We start from the raw sequence: 20,218 nt of genomic DNA, 5'->3' as shown, positions 1-20,218 counted from the left end.
CCGGTACGAGAACGATTCACCTTGCGTCCGATGCGCAGTTTCCATCGAAATATACGTCCCATCCTAATCCCCCACCTTCCGCAGCAGCTTCTGCACAATCAAGTTCGAGCCAAGCATAATCCCGAACAGTACCGTGCCAATGGAGGAAGCATAGCCCATCTCATAGCGGAGCGATCCGAAATCCATTAAGTGAGTTACGATCGTATGCCCTGCATACTGCACGCTTGGGAATCCGGCGAGCGTCGTCGCCACTTCTGCCACAGCGAATGATGAGGTAATCTGGATGACTGCACCGAACAGCAGCTGGGGTCTCATAGAAGGCAGTGTAATGTACCATAGCTCCTGCCATCGATTCTTCACCCCATCGATAGCCCCCGCTTCATATAAACTCTTATCCATGCCCTGCAAGCCCGCAATGAAGGCAAGGAAGCTGGTGCCTAAGCTTAACCATAGCTGTACGATAATAATGATCGGCATAATATACTTCGTATCTTTTAGCCAGAGAATCGGCTCCAGAATGATGCGCCACTTCATGAGGAAAGCGTTGATATACCCGTAAGCATCGCCGCTGAACAACAGTGTCCAGACGATGAACGCATTGCCGGATAGCGCTGGAGCATAGAACACGAGGGTAGCGAATGTACGCACCTTCGGCGACAATTCATTGATAATCCAAGCCAGTACAAAACAGGCAATATAACTGACGGGGCCAGTAATTACTGCGAACATCAGCGTATTTTTCAGGGCAATGAGGAACACATCATCCTGGACGAACAACCGGGCATAATTTTGCCAGCCTACCCATTTTGGAAGTTCCAGCATGTTGAAATTTGTAAAGCTAATAATGAGCGACAACACTACCGGCAAGACCGTAAAAGTAAAGAAAATAAGGAAATACGGCGCGATCATTGCATATAATGTTCGATTGCGCCGCACTTCGGCCAATTTATGATTCAGGCGCATTCGCAGCTTAGAGGCAGGCTGCACCGACTTCGCAGATGCTGGAAGAACAGGTCGATTCACTTCCATCGGCTATTGCTCCCCCTCTCGGATTGGCAAATTGAATTCTTTGCGCTTAATGGTCAATTCCTGATTAATAATGCGCACATATTCTTCTAGCGTCTCCCGTACATCCGTTCCGTTATTGAATACCTCGAAGAATGCATTCTGCAAGTGGCGATCGAAGGAGTAAGAACCCGGAACCGCAGGCTTCCCAACAATCCATTTCCACTGTTCATTCAGTGTCGCCACTTCCTTCGCAGACCATGGCAGCCGCTTCAAAGCCTCAACATTAGCTGCCGTATATCGGCCAGATTCGCCGAGTATAGACTCCATCTCTCTTCCGAAGGATGATTGCGTATCCGCATTCGTCCACCAGCTCATGAACTTCCAAGCCGCTTCTTTATTCTTGGCCTTCTTGAACATGACAGAGCCCGTTGCTGACGACAGACTTTCCCGATGTACAACACCGTCTGTTCCCTTAACACCCGGAATTGGAGCGAACCCCCATTCCCCACGAATCTCGGGAGCAAATACAGCTAAGGTATTGAATGTCGTGTAGTCTGCAATGCCAAGCGGTATCTCCCCCGTTCGGAAGCGATTCACAAACTCGAATTCACGCGGCAGTTTGTAATGAGTATACAGCTCTGTCCAGTGACGGAATGCCTCCATTCCTTCCGGCTTGCCAATCGCAGCTGCAATGCCATCACCTTCGTAATAGCTGCCGCCCAATTGATAGAGGAGTGTATCGAAGGTCGGATTCGGCATTAGTCCGATTTGCATATTTCGCTTCTGCAGCTCCGGCACGAGCGACATCATTTCTTCCCAGGTATCCGGCACCTTCATGCCCAGCTCGCTAAGTACATCCTTGCGATAGAACAGCATCGGGAACAACTGCGTTTCAGGAATGGCAAATACACCGTCCTTGAACTTGAAGCTCGCAAATGCACTGTCACGGAATCGTCCATATACCTCTTGGAAATTCGGATATTGGCTCAAATCCTCTAGCGCATTTCGCATCGCAAAGTCAATCACGTTGGCAGTTGCAATCGCCACGTCCGGCCCTTTGCCTGCAAGTGTTGCAGGAAGCAGCACATTCTCCCCGACAAGCTGCAGGTCAACTTGAATGCCGGTCTCCGGCGTGAAATAACTGTCAATTAAGGTTCGGATCAACTGTGCCTGATCGCGTCCGCCAGCTACCCATACCGTAATGTCCGTCTTCTTCCCGCCGCCTCCCAGATTGTAATCATCTGTGAAGGAATACCAGAACGACGTTAATTCATGCTTCACGGATGCCCACAATCCTGCTCCCGCTTCAGGCAATGCCGTCTTCGGCGAGCTTACAAACAGATAATCAAGCGTTAGCGGCTGCGTGTTCACACTAAGCATCCACGTTCCTAGCGACATGATGCCATCTTTGAAGCTGGTCAGCCGGGATGTAATCGTTTCTGGATGCTCGCCGAGATCCTGCAAGCGATAGCTTGTCGTTCGAAGTACTGTTGCATTTACACTAGCTCCCCCTGCTAGACGATCCATCTCATCCGCAACAAGCGACAATTGCTTGCTCTGCGCAAGGAACGTATCCGCCATCGTCGGGATCAAATCCTCAAGCGGGTAATCGCGGAATTGATCTGGAGCAGTGCCCGTAATCATTATAATTTTGCGATACAATCCGTTCAGCTCTTGAATGCTGTCCTTCACGATGCGAACCATATCTGCGAGATCGCCCATCGTTACTTCCAGCCGCAGCTCATGCTGTCCTTTCGTCAGATAGAACAAATAGGGCTTCCCTGTGCGCTCATCGCCTGCTGCCTTCACATCCCATGAAGTGCTCGGTGGAAACGTAATCTTTGCCGCTTCGGCAAATGGAAGCTCGCCATCAACCATCAGCTTGCGTGTCACCTTAAGGCCACGAGCTAAATCCTGCTTGTATTTGAATCCAATCTCATATAATCCATCCGCAGGCACCTCTACATTCCATGCGATCCATTGCCCGGGTGCCTTCCAATGGTCGCCTCCAATGGCATTCATGCGAATGCGGGATGCATCATAGGGCTCTACATCCGGGCCAGAGCGATCATTAATCGGATATAGCGATGGGCTTGACTTATGGTAGGCCGACTCTCCTTGTACTTTAATCAGTGCATCGTCTGCCTGTTGATAGCCTTTCTCTGCATACTCCTTCTCTATGTCTGCATATGACTTGGCTACACGCGGTTCCAATGTCACGCGCTCTACCATCATCGGTTCTCTTATTCCGATAAATTGAAGTGTATGCTTCCCCTTCGCCAAATAAATGGCAAGTGTATCGGCATAATATCCCTCTGCGTCATTCAAGCTTCGTTCCGTCCAACCAGGCTGTTCGACTTGGCGCGGTCTTATATCGTTATCGTTGCTGTCACGTTCGATGTCCTCTCTCTCATTGCCCCAAATTCGCGGATACAGCATCCGTTCCGCTTCTGCAAATGGAATATTTCCGTCCACCCGCAGTTCTCTCTCGATTGGAGATCCTGTTCCACTCACAGGAGAATAACGAAGCTTCACATCGTACCATCCATCTTCCTCCACATGAAACGTCCAGCCGAACGTCCCCATCTCCCCACTGCGAATCACTTGTCCTGTTGAGCCCTCGTACGACGACTCTATAGGACTTCCCTCGCTTAGCGAATGATCCAATTCGCTCGCTAAGAGTTCAATCGGCTGCGATGCGATTGCAGATGGATTCCCCACTTTCTTCTGGTACGACTCATAACGAAGCAGCCCTTTCGGATTGGAGTCCGAAGAAACACTTAGCGGCTTTACTGCACCGCTTGCTAACGCTGGTTCAATTGTTGAGCTCCGCGAGTCATTCGAGAACAGGGCTGCTCCTGTCCAAATGACCCCTGCGGCAACTGCGACTCCCAGCATCATGCTGATTCGCCGCTTCCATGTTGAGTCCATGTGTTTGCCCACGACGGTCTCTCCTTTCTCTCTCCAATCTTCTAACGGTACCAACATAAAACCCCCGCTGTGAGGCAGCGGGGGATGAATAACCGCACAACTATTTTTTGTTCATTATGGTATCAATCTGCTCTTGGGACGATTTCTTTATCTTCTCAATAGCGGATTCCGGTGTATCCTTTCCTTTGACAAAAGCTAGAACCGCTTCGGTGTATTTCTTGCCGAGGTCGCCGATATTGTCGTAATAGAGTGGTTGAACCTTCTCTGCCAGCGCCTGAGCAATCTCCACATCCTCTGGGCTTTGCAGCGAACTCTCGAAGCCCTCCATCCGGAATTCTTCTAAATGATCCCATGGCACCATGTCTTCAAAGATTTGCGCTTTCTCTTTGGCCTTCTTCACGTTAGCCGGCATGAACCACATCGTGAAGTTTGTAATCGGGTTCGCATAATCGGTTGCCTTCGGCCCTTTCGGATAATATACAAATCCATATTCATCCGTCATATCTTGGCGTGTAGAGCCTTCCCAGATCTCTCCCGGCACGAATAGTGCTTTCCCGCTGTTGAACACCTTCTGCGATTCGTTGTAATCTTCGAAGTTGCCATTGCGGTTCGGCATTGCCACCTTGTGTGTCGTGTATAAATCGCCTAGGAATCGGAGCGCTTCCATTGCATTCGGCTCACCGAGTGTAAATTGCAGCTTGCCGTCCTTGTAATCAATAATGCTTCCTGCATTCGAGTACACCGCTTGACGGGCTTGCACCGGCGCGTAGGATACAATTCCCCATTGATCGGTTGCACCGTCTCCATTCGTATCCTTCGTTGCTTTCTTGGCCATTTCCAAATATTTATCCCATGTCCACTCGCCCTTCTTCGCAAGCTCTTGCGGATCTTCCAGACCTTCGCGCTTCAGCATGGAGCGATTGAAGAATATGCCTGCTCCTGCTCCCGAATCTTCCAAGATCCCGTAGGATTTGCCTGCAAACGAGGAGAACTCCTTAATTCGCTTCGGCCATTTCGGATCGTTATAGTCGAATAAATCGTCTACCGGCAGCAAATAGCCTTTGTTCGGCAAGTTAGGAAAAGCCAAATATAAATCGAGGATAACAAAGTCCGCCGGCGCTTCTCCCGATAGTGCGCCTTGTGCAATCTTCTCTGCTCCTTCGCCCCACGGCACGGTAATCCATTCAATTTTCGTATTGTATTTCTTCTCTATTTCTTTCATCCGCTTATAGCGAATATCTTCAGCATTTGATTTGCCTTCCTCTAGCCCTTTGCCCCATGTCAGGAATCGTACTGGCTCTCCACCCATATCAAACGCGGGCAGCTCCTTTTTCTCTGACTTGGGTTCTTCCTTTGGTTCCTCTTTTTTTGGTTCTTCCTTCGGAGCCTCTGTTTTGGGCTGTTCCTGCGGCGACTGAGCTGTATTCCCCCCAGAGCCCGAGCAAGCGGTGACGAGTAGCATCGTTAGTGCAACAAGCATAATTGCGAACGCTTTCATTTTAGGTTTCATTGGTTTCCCCCCTGCTTATTATGACCCCTATTCATCTGCTAGATAGCGATAGACAATAACCGCTAGCCTTGATTCATCCCTAACAGCTTCTCTCTATTTAGAATGATCATCCATAATGTCTATAAATTTTGGATGTATCCCCCTTAAGGTTATTCACATTATATGCTTTTATCTCTGGAAGCATTTTGAATATTGTTCACAGTAGTCGGCTTTTTTTCCGAAATCTCATGAAAAAATAATCGATGATCACCGCTCGATCATTACAGTCATAAACTAAGAAAAACAAACGGAACAGAGGGAATGACTATGATCCGACTTCGACGCCCTGCACTGGACGATGAAGCAATTATACAGCTTGTGAAGCGGGAGCTGCTCCCACACTCCCATCTGATTGCGAGCCATGAGCAATTATTGAAGGAAATTCCTGAACGGTTGAAGGTAGGGCCAACGTATGTCGCCGTTGATCGTCACAATCGAACGATAGGATTTGTTCATGTATATGTAAGAGAAGGTACGCTCATTATCGATATGCTGGCCGTTGCTCAAGATTCGCAGCATCGAGGCATCGGAAGGCAACTAATGAGAAAGGCTGAGCAATACGGGAAATACAAGCGATGCTCCCAAGCACGCATGATGGTCGATTACGGTAATGTGCGGGCAGAACGATTCTATGAACGCAGAGGGTATCGGTTCATTCGCTTTGTTCCCGCCGTGGTGTGCCATGAGATGGGAAAGAAATTGTAAGAGCGAGTAGCCCGAGCATTTGCCCGGGCTCACTGTCGGCTCTTCTCTGCTTAGCAGGTAACTACGCTCTCCTATTTGCAGATCTTCCTTATGTCCGCATGTTATCTATAGTATCCATATCCTCCATAAAATCCGCCATAAGACCCTGGTCCTCCGTACCCGGAATATCCGTAGCCGCCACCATACGGATATCCGCCACCATAGCCTCCATAGCCGCCAAATGCAAAAGGCGCCGTGCCGATTGCCAGCAAGTCAAATAAGACAAGCGGGATAATCGCTTTCGTCTTTACTTTTTTTCCTTTGCCTTGTTCCAGCACAAGCCGATTGCCCTTCACCTCAAGCAGCTTGCCGCTTACTACGCTACCGTCTTTATGCTTCACATAGATTTTCTGGCCGATTAAGCTTCTAGCCTGTTCTTTCGTCACACCACGCATAATACTCCCTCCTTCACCGGTGTACCCTACATGGTATGTCCGTTGCGAACATACTGATTGGATATTGGCCTTGAATCTATGAATCTGTGTCACTTTACTTTGTATTTACCACGGAATCAATAATATTTTGCGCAGGCTTTTTCATTTTCTCCACTGCCGATTCAGGCGTATCCTTCCCTTTCGTAAATGACACGATGGCTTCATTGTACATTTTCCCTACATCACCAATGCCATCATGATAGAGTGTAATATTTTTCGTAGGGATATCCATAGCAACATCCACATCCTCAGGTGTCTGGAATACCGACTCATTGCTTTCTCTTTGGTTGTCCTTCAATTTATCCCACAAAATCCAATCTTCATAAATTTGCGCTTTCTCCTTCGCCTTCTTCACATTCGCCGGCATGAACCACATCGCCATGCCCGGGTTGGGACTTGTGTAATCAGTTCCTTTTGGACCTTTCGGAAAATATACGTAGCCAAATTCATCGGCCATTTCCTTGCGGCCCCATGCCTCCCAAATTTCTCCGGTCACGAATAGCGCCCTGCCTGTATTGAACATCGCCTGGGTATCCTCATAGTCTGCCATGCTGCCGTTTTTGTTGGGCATAATAACCTTGTCTGTTGCAAATAAATCATAAACGAAACGCAGCGCTTCCATCGCATTTGGCTCACCCATTGTAAAAGTAAGCTTATCGTCCTTCGTCTCCACGATGCTGCCGTTATTCGAATAGATGGCCTGACGGGCGAAAATTGGCGCATATGATACGATTCCCCACTGATCGATTTTTCCGTCACCATTTAAATCCTGTGTCGCCTTTTTGGCCATTTCCTTAAAATGATCCCAGTTCCATTCATCCTTCTTCACAAGTTCATGAGGATCGGTCAGACCAAGCTTTTTCAGCATCGTTCGGTTATAATACATTCCTGCACCGGAATCAATGTTCTCGACAACTCCATATACTTTATCCTTATAAGCGCCAGAGCTGCGCAGCGAGGACGGCCACTTCGGATCGTCGAAGTTGAATACATCATCGACTGTACGCAAGTACCCTTTTTCCGCTAAGCTTGGGAAGGCCAAGTACATGTTCATCAGCACGAAATCTGCCGGAGCCTCACCAGACAATGCGCCAGCAGCAATTTTGCTCTGACCCTCGCCCCAAGGGACAACGATCCACTCAATCTTCGTGTTGTATTTCTGCTCAATCTCCTTCATTCGCCTCAGTCGATCATCGCCCGCATTGGATTCGCCTTCCTTCGGCAAGCCACCCCAAGCCATAAATTTGACGGGGTCACCGCCCATATCAAATGCGGGGAGCTCTTTCTTCTCCTCATTCCCTTGGCTCTGCGCTTCCTGCTTCTCCGGCTGCTTCGCTCCTTCTGTTGTTCCTCCCGCTCCGCCGCACGCAGATAAGAGCAGCATCGATAGCGTGATCAGCATTATTGACAGCGTTTTCAATTTTCTCATAATCTCAAGCCCTCCTTCTCATTCTGATTCTCTCCCTGTCTGCCCCACTTCACGAAAAAAATCATCGATGACATGACTTGATACTACATTCGTACCTATTGTTTTGAATTGCGATCTCTGCTGCTTCCTAGGGTTACATTATATTCAATCTGTGAAATTAACATTTTAAATATATTGCAATAAATTCGGCTTTTTGTTCTAAAACTACAAATATCCATGCAATCAAACAAAAATCCATACCAATTCTGGTATGGATGTAGTGGAATGAATAATACTCACTCTATTCTTCTTCGTTAAAGAATACTTTGTAATAGTGCATGCCACGCTCTTCATCATAACCCTTTTCAATGAAAGGAAAGCTCTCCGGCTTGAGCTTCATATCGATCCCCGTGTCTGTACGGATATTATTCTTATGAGAGCGCTTGGCCTTCTTCAATGCAGGCTGCGAAATTGGAATTTCCGTAATCGGAGGCAGCTCATTGGCCTCCTCAAATGTTTCCTTATATGCCTTGAACAACGGTACAAGCTCAGGTTGCCCGATAACCTCTTCCGCGAATGCTTCTTCCTCGAATTGCTCATGCTTCGCAAAGTACTCCATCGTACTATTAATGAACATCAGCTTGTCCTTCTTCTCAGGGCGCTCTTCCGCAGCCGGAACGATGACATCTTCATAGAATTGCGTGCACATATCGATTGCCTTGTCCGTTAAATAATGCTCATCCTCAAGCAGCTTCACATTGAGGAAGTCCTCCATCCAATACTGTGCTGCCTCTCCGCCTTTGCCCGCTGACGTGTCAACGATGCCCAATACGTAACCAGAGTCCGCATACACGTTCAAAATAATGCAGCCCTTGTCGAGTTTGCGAATATTAATGCCCTGCTCCACCTGGAGTCCCAAGTCATCGGATGCTAGCTCATCAATTCGCATATATACATCCTTATTTTCGGACTTAAAGATCCCGATCGCATCAATACTGAAATTGTTGTACAAAATATTGTTCAGGTGCACAACGTACAGCTCGCCAGCCTTAATTTGCGGATGCGAGGATTGCTCATACAAATGATTCAGCATGTGAACCGACTGTTCATGGAACGAGCCCGCCTGCTGGAATGTGCGGCTCGCATAGGTATACATTTCATTCAAGGGTAACTCAGCTTCATGCTGGAACGTATAATGCATGTCAAACTTAAAGCTGGAGATAAAATATTTAAGCAGCGTCTCGCGTACGTCGTCATTCGGTATATGGTACAGTTCGTTCGATACACGAACTCCTTCATCTTTGGATTGGTTGCCCACCTTATGAATCACCATCTGGTGAATGTCCACCTTGGATAGATCGATCATGTAATTCCCACTCCTCTTCTCGAAGTCACATTCCTCTATTGTAACGAAAAAGGATAGGGTTCGGAAACTACAAAATGATAGAAACTTCTCCTAGATGTATAAAAAGAGGTGCCCGCTGGCGAAGTTAGTAAGGAGAGGAGGTGAATAACGATGGCTAAGGACGTACTATGTGAAGTAAACTCCTGCAAGTACTGGGCAGCAGGCAACAAATGCGCTGCAACTTCTATTTATGTGGTGAACAATCGTGGCAAGCAAGCTGGCGATTCCGGTGACACGGACTGCAAAACATTCGAACCAAAGCTGTAAGGAGAATGGGGCGGCCGACACGCCGCCCTTGCTTACGCACGAATCACTCATAGTGATAATTATTCTCAACTATGGATGCGTTTATACACATCTATACACAATCCCCCTATTCCCTACGTTGTTCATCAATCATGAATACATCGTCATACATAAGGCGCTTTCAATGAATAGTTTGTTTCTTTTTCCCGTGTAATTGTTATTCTGCTGTAAAGTCTTCGATCTCACAAAGGTCTATACTAATAGAGCAGTCATCACAGAAGATCGTACACACGAAGGGATTGAAACATCGATGAAAACGAAAAAAACAGTTGTTACACTTGCACTCTCCTGCACAATGATCGCGAACATGGGTGCAGCAGCTTACGCGGCACCCGCTGCAGGCAAAGCAGTTACTCCTACTCAAACAACAGCGACTCCATTGAATAATAAATATACAACAAACAAAGTTGGTCTTGATCTTACCTTGAAACAATTGCAGCAAACCAAAGGCAAAGGGAAAATCGAATATTCAGGCAAAAAAGCTACGATGATCGAGTACAAAGAAAAATGGTTCAACTTGAAACAGCCGGTTACTGCTCAGTACATGCTGGACGATAACCAAAAAGTGTTCCAAGTTACGCTCGTATTCGACAATGAGATGGCAAAACAATTGACTCCGCAAATTTCCAAAGAGCTGGGCACAGCATCTGAGCCAGTTTTGGATAAATCGGCACCTTCCGATTATGCGGCAAATTGGAAAACGAACGGTGTACTCTTTGATCTGCAAGGCTTCGGCAAGTTGTCCGAAATGTACATATCCGCAATTCCAACACCAAAGGCAGCGAAGCAACCGATTAAAGCCACAAATAAATTTGTGCATGTCAATATGAGTGTACCTGTTCTATCGGGCTTGAAAGACAGCAAATACGAGGAGCAGCTAAATGATATTTTGATGCGTCATGCGATGAAGGAAAAAGCTGGAGTCTATGAGGCTTCCAAAAAAGCCGCTGAAGTGGCGAAAAAACAAAAGGCTTCCTTCGAACCGGCTGTGTTGAATTCTGATTTTCGCTTCGTAAAGAGCGGCAATGTCATGTCCCTGATTGCCGACACGTACAAAATCACGAGCGCAGAGGCTAACGGCACCAGCCGTACGGACACATATACCTTCCTGAATGAAGAGAATGCGCACGCCCTGCAGCTTGGCGATCTGTTCAACAAGGATACCGATTATAAAGCCCTGCTTGGCAATGTCGTTCGCAATCAAATTGCTCTGAAGAAAAACAAAGACGATTTTAATTTCGATCAAATTAAAGAAACACAAAACTTCTATGTATCGAACGGGTACCTCGTGCTGACGTTTGACCGTTATGAAATTGCTCCTGGAGCAGATGGACCGCAAAACTTCAAAATCCAGCTTGCTGCGATTCAATCGAAGCTGTCTGACTCTTTCAAGCAGGCACTGAAGGCTTAATAAGAACTTAAGAAGGCATTAACGGCTCATTAGGCAATTGAGCACACGAGCAAGCAGCAATAAGCATACTCTAACCGCAAATTTTGTTGGACTGGCATTCCTTGTGTCAGTCCTTTTCTTTGTATACGGCATACGAACCTGATTGCTTACAGGCTATTACCTATTCTCCTGCTGCCTGAATGTCATTTTTTTCTTCCGCATGAATGAGACTGAACCCTTTATAATATACCTATGACTTCTTAGAAAGGGCGTAATGAAGGCTATGTCAGAACAACAATCAACAACTTCTTCACTTCCTGCACCCAAACACTGCAAGGAATCCCGCGTCTTCAAGACCGGTCGTGTATTCCCTAACGATGTCAACAACCATCAGACGCTGTTCGGCGGTAAACTGATGAGTCTGATTGACGAGACAGCATCCATCTCCGCGATGCGTCACTGCCGTCATAATGTCGTGACTGCATCCACGGATTCCGTAGATTTCCTACGGCCGATTCGTCCCACAGATTCCGTCTGCCTAGAGTCCTTCGTCACTTGGACAGGCAAGACTAGCATTGAAGTATTCGTCAAGGTCATTGCAGAGCAGCTATATACCGGCGAGCGTGTTGTTGCCGCTACCTCCTTCCTGACCTTCGTAGCACGTCATGAGGACGGCTCAGCTGCGTTTGTGCCCCCTGTTATCCCTGATACAGAGGAAGAGAAGCTGCTTCATGAATCGGCCACAGAGCGAGCAGAGCTTCGCAAAGTAAGACGTATAGCGAGTAAACAGTTAGCGGATAAGCTAACAACGAGCAAGTACTGGGAGTAAACAACACAACACTTTACTCCTTTCAATAACGAGAAAAGGAAGCATACGATCTGCAAATGATGCTTTCTTATCCCTATATGAAAAAAAGCAGCGTTTCGAATTAGTTTCGAAATCGCTGCTTTTCTTATATCAACGCACTCTTACGCGTTAACTTTTTCTTTTGCAACTGTAGCCAAGGAGTTGAACGCGTTGATATCGTTCACTGCCAAGTCAGCCAACATTTTGCGGTTCACTTCAACACCAGCCAATTTCAGGCCGTGCATGAATTTGCTGTAGGACAAGCCGTTCATGCGAGCCGCTGCGTTGATACGAGCGATCCACAATTTGCGGAAGTCACGCTTCTTAACGCGACGATCGCGGTAAGCGTACAGCAAGGATTTCATCACTTGCTCGTTAGCTGTTTTGAACAATCTGTGTTTGGAACCGAAGTACCCTTTTGCCAATTTTAATACTTTTTTATGACGACGACGTGTCGTAAATCCGCCTTTTACTCGAGCCATTTCGTATTAACCTCCCAATCGATTCGATGTTTCCGTATAATTGCTTATTTCAAGTTAGCCAATTGTTGCTTCATACGACGAACGTCGCCTGCTGCCATTACTGGGCTAGTAGCAAGAACGCGCTTCGTGCGGTTCGATTTGTGGGAAAGCAAGTGATTGCGGTACGCTTTGTAGCGGCGCACTTTACCTGTTCCCGTAATTTTGAAGCGGCCTTTCAAGCTGCTGTGCGTTTTCATTTTAGGCATTATCGTTTCCTCCTCAAGTTCGGTATTCTTATCCGCCGCCTTCTTCTGCGCGGCGGGCCGAATTAGCTGTTCGTCTTTGGCGCCAAAATCATAATCATGCTGCGGCCTTCCAGCTTCGGTGTACGTTCAACGATGCAAAGCTCAGTTGCTTCTTTCAGAACGCGCTCCAACACTTTCTTCCCGATATCAGCATGCGTGATTTCACGTCCGCGGAAACGAACAGAGCATTTTACTTTATCTCCGTCACGCAAAAACTTCAAGACATTGCGGAGCTTCGTATTGAAGTCGTGCTCCTCGATATTGGCGCGGAACCATACTTCTTTTACATCGACGATCTTCTGGTTCTTGCGCGCTTCCTTCTCTTTCTTCTGTTGCTCATAACGGAACTTTCCGTAGTCCATAATACGACATACAGGCGGTTTTGCCTGCGGAGCCACGTTTACCAAGTCCAAGTTAGCGTCGTAAGCCATTTGCAGTGCTTCGCGGAACGGCGTAATGCCAATCTGCTCCCCAGCTGCACCAACTAAGCGAACCTCTCTTGCACGAATGTCCTCGTTAATCAAATGATCCTTGCTAATGGTGTGCCACCTCCATAATCGAATTTCCTGCATCTAACTGGTTATCGCATAAAAAAGGGATGCAAGCTCATCGAGCCCACATCCCTCACATAGACATTCTAATCTAGTGAGCACTGCCTAGGCAGTGCGAGTCATAACCAGCCAACAACATGTCGGTCAGGTGAGAAGCGTGGGCTTCTTCTTTTCCAATTGCAATATGTGTTTCAAATACTTGAATAATATATCACAGTGAACTGAACCAAGTCAAGCCACTGTTATTATTTTTTTACGCCTTACACTTGCTTGCCTTGCATCTCTTCCAAGCGCACAACTCGTGTATGCTCAGTGTGGCTCCATACCTTGTTGTTCTGAGTGAAGAATGCGTAGAACGTAATCGGCCACCAGGACAGCAAGAATACTGGGAATGTAATCAGAGATGCATAGATGCGCCAAGACTTGACACCTTCCAAAATCAACGCCAGTACGAATACAGCACAGGACAGCACAAGTGACACAACCGGAACCCACTCAGGCAGGTACTGGAAGAACGTTGCCACGTTCGGCCCATTGAAGAATGCTGCATCTACCCACATGAACGCCGTCATGAGGAAAGTAACTAAGACTGTATACACCGTAATTGTGTATAGCGCCATATCGAATTTCGCCAAGTTACGCTCCTTGATGCTCTGCCACAGCAGCGGGAAGAAATAACGACGCGCTACGGTAAAGTGACCTTGCATCCAGCGCAGACGCTGACGAGCCGATGCCTTGAACGTAAGCGGCTTTTCATCAAACACGCGTGCATTGTAGTTCAGCACTGGGTTGATACCGTTTTTAACACAGCGGGCAGTGAACTCCAAGTCCTCAACCAAGCTCGTTGCACCCCAGCCCATTTCCTTCAGCAGCTTGCTCTCGAAGCACATTCCTGTACCGCCGAGGAAGTTAGCCATGTTCAAGTTCTTACGGGACAACTGCCATAGACGGTTGCAGTACCAGTATGTTACGCCATAAGCGGCTGTAATCCAAGAATCCTCTGGATTCTTCGTATCGATGTATCCTTGAATAACGCGTGCCCCCGAGCACAGATCGTTGTTCATTTCAGTCAGAAAGTCTTTGCTTACCAAGTTGTCAGCGTCGAGCATGACAACTGCATCGTATTGACGCGGCATTTCCCACAGATTCTTCAACATCCATTCGATGGCATGACCCTTGCCTCGTTGATGCGGATTATGACGTTCGCAAGCGTACACGCCATGCTCTCTTACGATATCAGCTGTACCGTCCGTGCAGTTGTCGCAGATGACGAACACGTCGTACATTTCTCTTGGATAATCCAGCGCCTTCAGATTTTCAACCAATGCTCCAATAACGGCTTCTTCATTGTGCGCTGCTACGAGCACAGCGAAGGATTTTTGCGGTTCGTATACTTTTTTCTCTTTTTTGCGGTAAATACCGAACAGCGACAAGGTAAACTGGTACACCCCAATCGCGGCCAGCAGAACCTGCAAGACGATAAATAACGTATCCACCATGCTTGGTGTCCCCCTTTTAAATAACCCCTACTTCAATTTCATTGTTGCGTCAACGAACATGGCGCTCTCTTTTTATGTATGAACGCATGCTCATCAACTCTATATATGGTTTACCCCGCTGAAAACGGTCGATCACGATTTTCTAATGTTTGCTTTCATTTGTCAAAACCTTTTATTGGCTTTCAACGCTTGAATATGAACATTATCGCCGCAGTTACTGTGCGAAGTCGCATCGAATCATGCTTTCCCGCAAGGTTATGTTATATTTTCATCCAAATGCTAAGAAATTATGGCTTTTGACCCCCTTTTCGTCAAAATTTGCTGTTCTTTCAAAGCTGATCCAGGATCCGAAAGACAATAAGAATGGAACAATTTACTTTTTTGTACCTGGGGATATACCCTCTCTTTATTATGGACGTAATACAACGGAAGAAAGTTTCAGGTAATGTTTATTACCCGTTTGGAATATATGGAAAACATGTCTCTGGCATTATCTTCATACAGCATTGCCAAAGATTCTGATGAATAGAACCCTTACCATTCATAACCTCTGTATTAGCGGATTCACCGCATAATCCTACCGTACATGCTACACCTTTCATTACAGGGCACTACAGCAAGATAATCGAAGAAATAGGCATTCTACGTGCGTAATTCGCGATTTTGCAGGCAGTATCACTTCAAGGTAAAATAGGAATAACTTGTTGAAATGCTCGGCATTTGAAAATATGATTAAAGATGCTCTTTGAACTTGTAGCGACTTCAGATAAAATTCACAAACCCATCATCTTCTGTTAATGTTACGCTGTTACGATCATATTATTAAATACCGGATAACGGAGGAACCGACATGACCCGTGTTATCGCGTGGCTGGGTAATCGTGAGCGCCAATTATTCTTTTGGATTAATCACCGGCTGCATCACCGGAGCATGAATATTATATTGTATACATTGACTCATCTTGGCGGGGCAACCTTTACGATTGCCTTTACCTTGCTGCTTGCCTGGCTGGCGCCTAATCCATGGAATATCGTTGGCTGGCAATGTGTTGCTGCGCTTGCCGTTAGCCACCTGCCTGTCGCCTTAATTAAGAAGTGGTATCCGCGTGTGCGTCCACACTTAGCATTGCCTAATATACGCACATTCCGCAAGCCGCTTGTTGACCATTCATTTCCTTCTGGACATACGACAGCCATATTCTCAGTCGTTGTCCCGCTCATAATAGCTAACCCGACTCTGTCATGGGGACTTCTGCCGATTGCATGTATCGTCGCACTGTCCCGTATGTACTTAGGACTTCACTATCCATCCGACTGTCTTGCTGGAGCATTCATCGGTACAGGCGCTGCCGTAAGTACTGTCGCTTTATGGCCTATTGTGTAATTATGGACATCAGGTATAGTAGGGTATAGAAATTATGAGAACCATTATATACCTAGAAGATCGAATAAAAGGGTGAAATACCGTGCATCAAGCAATGACATTTACACTTCCCTCCGGTACCATCACACTTGGTGCCGAGCACGAAGGAAAGAAGCGTATACTGCTGCTGTCAGAGCGTTTCGGAGCTGGTCACACCCAAGCTGCCCATGCACTTGCTGTCAGCCTTCGCAAGCTGTCTCCGCATGTACAAACTCGTGTGATGGAGCTTGGGAGCTTCCTTAACCCCAAGACAGCTCCGCTCATTATAGAAGCATATCGCAAAACTGTGCTTGTACAGCCGAAGCTGGTAGGCTTTATGTATAAGACACAGTACAATAGATCGCTAAATCGACTGACTACAATGGCGCTTCACCGGGTATTCTATACTCATGCAATGTCCGTTATGCGCCAGCTTAAGCCTGATATGATTGTATGCACTCATCCGATCCCAAGCGCTGTCATTTCCCGATTGCGCAGACTTGGACTTAACGTTCCGCTCTGTACGGTCATTACTGATTATGATGCGCATGCAGCCTGGGTGAGTCCTGCTGTGAATCGCTATTTTGTATCAACGCCTGAGGTGAAGGAGAAGCTTGAACTTCATGGCGTAAGCAGCGACTCCATACAAGTGACAGGAATTCCTGTTCATCCGAATTTCTGGGAGCCGCATGATGGGATGGGCAAATCATCCATCCGCGCCCGTTTCGGGCTGAAAGACATGCCGACTGTGCTCGTCATGGGCGGCGGCTGGGGAATGATGGATTCGACACAGTCCACAGAGCTGCTCACCCGCTGGCGCAAAGATGTACAGTTTATTTTTTGTATCGGGAATAATGAGAAGCTTCGCCGTCGTATGCTGGAGAATCCTCGCTTTCAGTATGAGAATATTCATCTGATGGGTTACACCAAGGAAGTTGACCAATTGATGGATGTGTCCGACCTGCTCGTCACTAAGCCAGGCGGGATGACTTGTACCGAGGCGCTGGCCAAGGGGATTCCGATGCTCTTCTATCAGCCGCTTCCCGGCCAAGAGGAAGAGAATGCCCACTACTTCACGGAGAAGGGATATGGCGAGTCGATCGAGTCTGCACATACGATTACGAAATGGATGAATCTTCTTGTACATCATTATGATGAGGTCTCCGCACGCCGCTTAGAACATGAGCAGAAGGCATCTCGTTATCATCCTAAGGTATGTGCTGAAGCAATCTTACAAATGATGAATGTGCCATTTACTTCAATCGATTAACAGTAAAGCCGCTATCAAGCATGCGAATGATGAAGCACTGTCATCCATCATTCATGCAGAATAGCGGCTTTTTTGATCTTCCATATATGATTTCGACCCGGAATTAACGGGATGCGTAAGGCTCTTTGTGAGACAAGGAAGAGCGGTACTGCTTGTACGCCTGATCCCCAACGAGCACCTCGACACGATGAATATTCATGCCTTTGCCCATAAATTTCTCTTCGTACTCTGTCATAACATGCTCTTCATTGATGCCATCACGATGCAGGTTCAAGGAGATATTCCGCATTTGAAGCCCCATCTCTGCGAAGGAGTTCAAGGAAAACTCGAACAAGGTCTCTGAATCCGTTTTGAAATGGATCTCACCTGTCTTGCTCAATGCATAACGATACTTCTCAACAAGACGCGAATGAGTCAAGCGACGGCGTGCGTGCTTCTTCTTCGGCCACGGATCACTGAAGTTCAAGTATACGCGCTCAAGTTCGCCTTCTGCAAAAATTTGCTCCAAAAATTCGACATTCGCGCGCACCAGTCTCAGGTTGGACGCTTCCTGCATTCCTGCTTCTTCTCGAAATAAGCGAGCCTTCTCACATCCGCGAGCGATCAACTCATCGTACATATCCACACCGATGAAGTTGATGTCTGGGTACTTCAAGCTCATCTTACTGATGAACTGCCCTTTTCCCATTCCCAGCTCAACATATATGGGGCGGTCATTTCCGAACGCCTCACTCCATTTGCCCTTCAACTGCTCCGGCTCAAGCACGACCAAGTCGGTTTGCTCTGCAAGCAGCTCTTTTGCTCCTCTTTTGCCACGTAAGCGCATGTGTGCTTTCCTCCATACTGATTATGCTCCAAGCCCTTATTGTGCATGACAAGCGATAAAAAGTAAAGACGGCGATGCAGGCAAATAAGAACAACAGAGCTTGCCCGCTGTCTTCGCTTTTACGGCCAAATCTGCTACAATAATACAACGGGATTGTTATCGATAAGCATCCGTTATGGATGGTTCACGTTTTGCATAACAATCAACTTACACTGCAATTGAAAGGGCTTGTATGCCATTGGACGGCTTAATACACACACAATCGACTTCCCCCCTCTTGTGGGGAGACAAGCGGTTTCATACATGGAATTATGAGATGCGCGAGCAATTCGGAGAAAAGGTATTCAAAGTGATGCTCGACACTGGGTTTACCTGTCCGAATCGGGACGGAAGCATTGCGATCGGCGGCTGTACGTTCTGCAGCTCGCGTGGTTCTGGAGATTTCGCTGGTCGTCGGCGCGACGATCTGGTCACTCAATTCAACACCATTCGAGATAGACAACATGCGAAATGGCCAAATGCCAAATATATCGGCTATTTTCAAGCTTATACGAATACGTATGCACCAGTGGACGTATTGCGAGATTACTTCGAAGTCATTCTTGAGCAGCCTGGTGTCGTCGGCTTGTCCATTGCGACACGGCCTGACTGTTTGCCGGACGATGTTGTCGAATACTTGGCAGAGCTTAATAAGCGCACGTATTTATGGATCGAGATGGGACTTCAGACGATTCATGAATCGACGTCTCAACTTATTAACCGCGCACATGATACAGCATGCTACATCGAAGCCGTAGAGAAGCTCCGCAAGCATAATATTCGCGTCTGCACCCACATCATCTACGGACTACCGCAAGAGACGCACAGTATGATGCTCGAGACGGCCCAAGCTGTCGCTCAGATGAATGTGCAAGGCATTAAGCTTCATCTGCTTCATCTCATGCGCAAGACCCCGATGGTGAAGCAATATGAAGCTGGATTGCTGCGCTTCCTGGAGATGGATGAGTATATCAAGCTTATCGTCGATTCGCTTGAAATGCTTCCTCCGGAGATGATCGTCCACCGCGTGACAGGTGACGCACCGCGGGACTTAATAATTGGACCGATGTGGAGCATGAGAAAATGGGAAGTGCTCAATGGCATCGATGCGGAGCTGAAACGGCGCAACACATGGCAGGGCAAGTATTGGAGGGAGTCATAAGATGGGATTTCTTTCCGTACTCGGCTATGCACAGCAAGTGGTGAAGGAGCGCGTGCAGCCCGGTGAACGCGTCATTGATGCAACGATGGGAACAGGTGTAGATACCTTATTTCTCGCCCGCCTAACTGGATCGCGCGGCTCAGTAGCCGCCTTCGATGTCCAGGAAGAAGCGCTTGAGCTGACTCGTAAGCGGCTTCATCGTGAGCTGGGCGAAGACGAATACGCACATGTCAGCTTGCTTCAGGCAAGCCATCATGCCATGAATGAAGTGCTGGGCGAAGAATGGTTCGGTACAACCGCTGCCATCATGTTCAATCTTGGGTATCTGCCTACGAATGAGGCAGACAAGCGCATTATGACCGTCCCTGAGACGACACTTACAGCACTCGACAACGGTTTATCTATGCTGCGTCCTGGCGGAGTGCTTAGTATTGTACTCTATCCCGGACATAGCGGCGGCGATGATGAGGCCGAGCAAGTGCGAGCTTGGGCGGAGTCTCTTCCAGCTCGTCTTGGGCAAGCCGTTATTTATCGAATGCTGCAGCGTCCAGATGCACCTTATGTCATTGCGGTAGAGAAACGAAAATAACATCTGATCGCGTGTAGAGCCTTTCCCACTTGGATTGGCAATTGCAGCTTCCGCTTCGATATCTGTCCCACCATCCTGTTCACCATGTTGAA

General features: G+C 47.4%; 19 protein-coding genes. 8 read left to right on the top strand and 11 right to left on the bottom strand.

What is annotated here, in order from left to right; translation table 11 throughout:
• Window positions 1–63 precede the first annotated feature (63 nt).
• The 3 genes from BBG47_RS02500 to BBG47_RS02490 form a co-directional block, all read right to left on the bottom strand.
• Window positions 64–1,029: a carbohydrate ABC transporter permease gene (locus tag BBG47_RS02500; RefSeq protein ID WP_065290386.1), complete on the bottom strand. Its 966-nt coding sequence runs from the start codon at window positions 1,027–1,029 to the stop codon at window positions 64–66.
• 3 nt (window positions 1,030–1,032) lie between these two features.
• The gene (locus tag BBG47_RS02495) at window positions 1,033–3,951 is read right to left on the bottom strand and encodes an extracellular solute-binding protein (protein ID WP_175400466.1); all 2,919 of its coding nucleotides are present in this window, start codon (window positions 3,949–3,951) and stop codon (window positions 1,033–1,035) included.
• 88 nt (window positions 3,952–4,039) lie between these two features.
• The gene (locus BBG47_RS02490) at window positions 4,040–5,449 is read right to left on the bottom strand and encodes an ABC transporter substrate-binding protein (RefSeq protein WP_065290385.1); all 1,410 of its coding nucleotides are present in this window, start codon (window positions 5,447–5,449) and stop codon (window positions 4,040–4,042) included.
• A gap of 306 nt (window positions 5,450–5,755) precedes the next feature.
• Here BBG47_RS02490 and BBG47_RS02485 point away from each other — a divergent pair, with 306 nt between their 5' ends.
• Window positions 5,756–6,193 carry a GNAT family N-acetyltransferase gene (locus tag BBG47_RS02485; RefSeq protein ID WP_065290384.1) on the top strand — a complete coding sequence of 146 codons (438 nt, stop codon included), beginning with the start codon at window positions 5,756–5,758 and terminating at the stop codon, window positions 6,191–6,193.
• A 101-nt stretch (window positions 6,194–6,294) separates the two neighbouring features.
• Here the strand turns inward: BBG47_RS02485 and BBG47_RS02480 are convergent, their stop codons facing one another.
• From BBG47_RS02480 to BBG47_RS02470, 3 genes are all read right to left on the bottom strand, one after another.
• Window positions 6,295–6,627, bottom strand: a complete 333-nt coding sequence (locus tag BBG47_RS02480; RefSeq protein ID WP_065290383.1) for a hypothetical protein — start codon at window positions 6,625–6,627, stop codon at window positions 6,295–6,297.
• A gap of 94 nt (window positions 6,628–6,721) precedes the next feature.
• Window positions 6,722–8,095 (bottom strand): extracellular solute-binding protein, encoded by a 1,374-nt coding sequence (locus BBG47_RS02475; protein ID WP_065290382.1) that lies wholly within the window; start codon window positions 8,093–8,095, stop codon window positions 6,722–6,724.
• Between the two features lie 280 nt (window positions 8,096–8,375).
• Complete coding sequence (locus tag BBG47_RS02470; RefSeq protein WP_065290381.1) at window positions 8,376–9,440, bottom strand: nucleoid-associated protein; 1,065 nt, start codon at window positions 9,438–9,440, stop codon at window positions 8,376–8,378.
• Between the two features lie 150 nt (window positions 9,441–9,590).
• Here BBG47_RS02470 and BBG47_RS28835 point away from each other — a divergent pair, with 150 nt between their 5' ends.
• The 3 genes from BBG47_RS28835 to BBG47_RS02460 all read left to right on the top strand — a co-directional run bounded on the left by BBG47_RS28835 (window position 9,591) and on the right by BBG47_RS02460 (window position 12,004).
• Entirely contained in the window at window positions 9,591–9,746 is a 156-nt protein-coding gene (locus BBG47_RS28835; protein ID WP_005548696.1) for a DUF1540 domain-containing protein, read from the top strand.
• 289 nt (window positions 9,747–10,035) lie between these two features.
• Window positions 10,036–11,196, top strand: a complete 1,161-nt coding sequence (locus BBG47_RS02465) for a DUF3298 and DUF4163 domain-containing protein (RefSeq protein WP_065290380.1) — start codon at window positions 10,036–10,038, stop codon at window positions 11,194–11,196.
• A 253-nt stretch (window positions 11,197–11,449) separates the two neighbouring features.
• Window positions 11,450–12,004, top strand: a complete 555-nt coding sequence (locus tag BBG47_RS02460; protein ID WP_021254462.1) for an acyl-CoA thioesterase — start codon at window positions 11,450–11,452, stop codon at window positions 12,002–12,004.
• 140 nt (window positions 12,005–12,144) lie between these two features.
• Here the strand turns inward: BBG47_RS02460 and rplT are convergent, their stop codons facing one another.
• The 4 genes from rplT to BBG47_RS02440 form a co-directional block, all read right to left on the bottom strand.
• Window positions 12,145–12,504 (bottom strand): 50S ribosomal protein L20, encoded by a 360-nt coding sequence (rplT, locus tag BBG47_RS02455; RefSeq protein WP_021254461.1) that lies wholly within the window; start codon window positions 12,502–12,504, stop codon window positions 12,145–12,147.
• A 44-nt stretch (window positions 12,505–12,548) separates the two neighbouring features.
• A complete protein-coding gene (gene rpmI, locus BBG47_RS02450; RefSeq protein WP_005548700.1) occupies window positions 12,549–12,749 on the bottom strand; it encodes a 50S ribosomal protein L35 in 201 nt (66 codons plus the stop codon).
• Between the two features lie 62 nt (window positions 12,750–12,811).
• Complete coding sequence (infC, locus tag BBG47_RS02445; RefSeq protein ID WP_065290379.1) at window positions 12,812–13,312, bottom strand: translation initiation factor IF-3; 501 nt, start codon at window positions 13,310–13,312, stop codon at window positions 12,812–12,814.
• 287 nt (window positions 13,313–13,599) lie between these two features.
• Window positions 13,600–14,838, bottom strand: coding sequence for a glycosyltransferase family 2 protein (locus tag BBG47_RS02440; RefSeq protein ID WP_021254459.1), 1,239 nt, complete (start codon window positions 14,836–14,838; stop codon window positions 13,600–13,602).
• An 850-nt stretch (window positions 14,839–15,688) separates the two neighbouring features.
• Here BBG47_RS02440 and BBG47_RS02435 point away from each other — a divergent pair.
• Window positions 15,689–16,222, top strand: coding sequence for a phosphatase PAP2 family protein (locus BBG47_RS02435; RefSeq protein ID WP_021254458.1), 534 nt, complete (start codon window positions 15,689–15,691; stop codon window positions 16,220–16,222).
• A gap of 94 nt (window positions 16,223–16,316) precedes the next feature.
• Window positions 16,317–17,510, top strand: coding sequence for an MGDG synthase family glycosyltransferase (locus BBG47_RS02430; RefSeq protein ID WP_065290434.1), 1,194 nt, complete (start codon window positions 16,317–16,319; stop codon window positions 17,508–17,510).
• A gap of 103 nt (window positions 17,511–17,613) precedes the next feature.
• On the opposite strand, the gene trmB is transcribed toward BBG47_RS02430, so the two are convergent.
• A complete protein-coding gene (gene trmB / locus BBG47_RS02425; RefSeq protein ID WP_065290378.1) occupies window positions 17,614–18,336 on the bottom strand; it encodes a tRNA (guanosine(46)-N7)-methyltransferase TrmB in 723 nt (240 codons plus the stop codon).
• A gap of 232 nt (window positions 18,337–18,568) precedes the next feature.
• Between trmB and mnmL the strand changes: the two genes are divergently transcribed.
• Together mnmL and mnmM are read left to right on the top strand one after the other, a co-directional pair.
• Window positions 18,569–19,537, top strand: coding sequence for a tRNA modification radical SAM protein MnmL/YtqA (mnmL, locus tag BBG47_RS02420; protein WP_065290377.1), 969 nt, complete (start codon window positions 18,569–18,571; stop codon window positions 19,535–19,537).
• A 1-nt stretch (window position 19,538) separates the two neighbouring features.
• Window positions 19,539–20,126, top strand: a complete 588-nt coding sequence (gene mnmM / locus BBG47_RS02415; protein ID WP_065290376.1) for a tRNA 5-(aminomethyl)-2-thiouridylate-methyltransferase MnmM — start codon at window positions 19,539–19,541, stop codon at window positions 20,124–20,126.
• Window positions 20,127–20,218: the final 92 nt, after the last annotated feature.

The organism is Paenibacillus sp. KS1, from assembly GCF_001680695.1.
Lineage (GTDB): Bacteria > Bacillota > Bacilli > Paenibacillales > Paenibacillaceae > Paenibacillus_B > Paenibacillus_B suaedae.
Note: the sequence above shows the minus strand (reverse complement) of the source record. Positions and strands in the feature narration are given on the sequence as shown.